The 2335-nt window shown below is 72.7% G+C and carries 1 protein-coding gene; it reads left to right on the top strand.

What is annotated here, in order from left to right; all coding sequences use genetic code 11:
* The coding region (locus ACI2K4_RS36260; protein ID WP_363307041.1) for a polyketide synthase dehydratase domain-containing protein at positions 1-2335 on the top strand (2335 nt) is incomplete at both ends.

Here is a 2335-nt window from a genome sequence, read left to right as displayed (position 1 = left end):
TTCTCGACGGTCACGGGTGACTGGCTCGGTGACGAGGTACCGGACGCCGCGTACTGGGTACGCAACCTCCGCCACCGGGTCCGATTCGAAGAAGCCGTACGGGCCCTCCTCGACGCGGGATTCCGCAGGTTCGTCGAGGTGAGCGCGCACCCGGTTCTCACCACCGGCGTGCAGGTCACCGCCGAGGACCACGGGACGGAGGCGACCGTCACGGGAACCCTGCATCGCGACGACGGAGGCCGGCCACGCCTGCTGCGGTCGGTTGCCGAGGCCTTCGTGACGGGAGTGCCGGTGCAATGGGCCCGCGCCTACGACGGCCGTCCGGTGCGACCGGTCGAACTGCCCACGTACGCCTTCCGACGCAAGCGCTACTGGGTGACGGACAGCGGCCCCGCGCGCCGCGGCAGGCACGCGCACCAGGACGGCACACAGAGCACGGGGCACACCCTGCTCGGCAGCGCGGTGACACTGCCCGGCACCGGCGGTGTCCTGCTCACCGGGCGCCTGTCCCTGCGGGAACAGCCGTGGCTGCGCGACCATGCCGTACGCGGCCGGGTGCTGGTGCCCGGCACGGCCCTGCTGGACATGGTCCTGCGCGCCGGTGACGCGGTCGGCTGCGACCGGATCGAGGAACTGACCCTCGAGACACCCCTGCTCCTGGACGCGTCCCGGACCACCCATGTACAGGTGCTCGTGGCCGGAGCCGCGCAGGACGGTAGCCGGGCGGTGGACGTCCACGCCCGACCCCAGGAGTCCGCGTCCGGGGAAACGGACTGGGTACGGCATGCGCGGGCGACCCTGGTGACGAGCACGGGCCACGAAGGCCGGGCCCGCCCGGAGAGCCGGCCCCCGGCGGACGCCGAACGCGTGGACATCACCGGACTCTACGAGCGGCTGAACGCGCAAGGCCTCACCTATGGGGCGGAGTTCCAGGGACTCACGGAGGTGTGGCGTGGCTCCGACGGCGAACTGTTCGCCGACGCCACCCTGACCGAGACCGATGTGACGGGTTTCGGCGTCCATCCGGCGCTCCTCGACGCCGTCCTGCACGCCTGGCCGGCGTGCGCCGAGGACGAGGGCCTCGGCCGTTTGCCGTTCCTGTGGACCGGTGTCACGCTCCATGCCACCGGTGCGACGCGGCTTCGGGCACGTCTCACCCCGACCGCAGAGGGCGCCTTCTCGCTACGGGCCACGGACGGCGCGGGCCTGCCCGTCCTGTCCGCCGAAGGACTGCTGACCCGCCCGCTCGACGAGGCACGCCTGCCCGCGCCGCCGGAGGACGGGGCAGCCGCCGCCTACCGGGTGGCCTGGACCCCGGTGTCCGCGCCGGACCGGGACGCGGAGACCCCGCGCGTCGCGGTGCTCGGCGAGACGTCCGCGGGGCTGCCCGTGACGGACCCGGACCACGCCGGATGCGCCGACCTGGCCGCGCTGGATGACCGTCTGGCCCACGGGGATCTCCCGGCACCCGGCCACGTCCTGGTGGACCTGCGGGCTGACGCGTCCCCCGACACCGGTGCCGGCATGGCAGCGATGGCCGAGCGTGCCGCCCTGCACGCGCTGGAGATGGTGCAGCAGTGGCTGGCCTGCGAGAGGTTCACCGAGTCGAGGCTGGTCCTCGTCACCGGCGGAGCGGTACAGGTCCACGACGGCGAACGCATGGACCATCTCGCCGCCTCACCCGTGTGGGGGTTGGTGCGCTCGGCACAGACCGAGCACCCCGGCCGCCTCGTCCTCCTCGACGTACTCGACCAGACGGCCACGGCACCCGGCACCGTGTTGCGCGCACTGTCCACGGACGAGCCCCAACTCGCTCTCCGGGGGGACGACATCCTCGCCCCGCGACTGGTGCGGGGCCACGCACCGCTGGCGCCGGACGACGGGCCCGCCCCGACGCCCGAGCGGGCGGAGTCCGCCACGACGCGCGACACGGACCCGGCCCTGGAGCACCGGCTCGCGCATGCCGGGAACGGCACGCTGGAGGGGATCGTCTGGAGTCCGACGCAGGACACCGAGAACGACCGCACCCTGGACGAGCATGAGGTCCGCATCGAGATCCGGGCCGTGGGGCTCAACTTCCGTGACGTGCTGATCCCTTTGGGCTTGTATCCGGATGCGGAGAACGCGCGGTTGGGCAGCGAGGGCGCCGGTGTGGTCACCGGGGTCGGCTCCGGTGTGACCGGCGTAGCGGTCGGCGACCGTGTGATGGGCGTCTGGCAGGACGGCTTCCGGTCCTCCGTCGTGGTGGATGAGCGGGTGGTGGTGGGGGTTCCGGAGGGGTGGTCGTTTGTGGAGGCTGCTTCGGTTCCGGTGGCGTTTGTGACGGCGTTCTATG

The organism is Micromonospora sp. NPDC050397 (assembly GCF_044901685.1).
Classification (GTDB): Bacteria; Actinomycetota; Actinomycetes; order Mycobacteriales; family Micromonosporaceae; genus Micromonospora_G.
The sequence above is the reverse complement of the archived record's forward strand: the minus strand, read 5'-3'. Positions and strand labels throughout refer to the sequence as shown.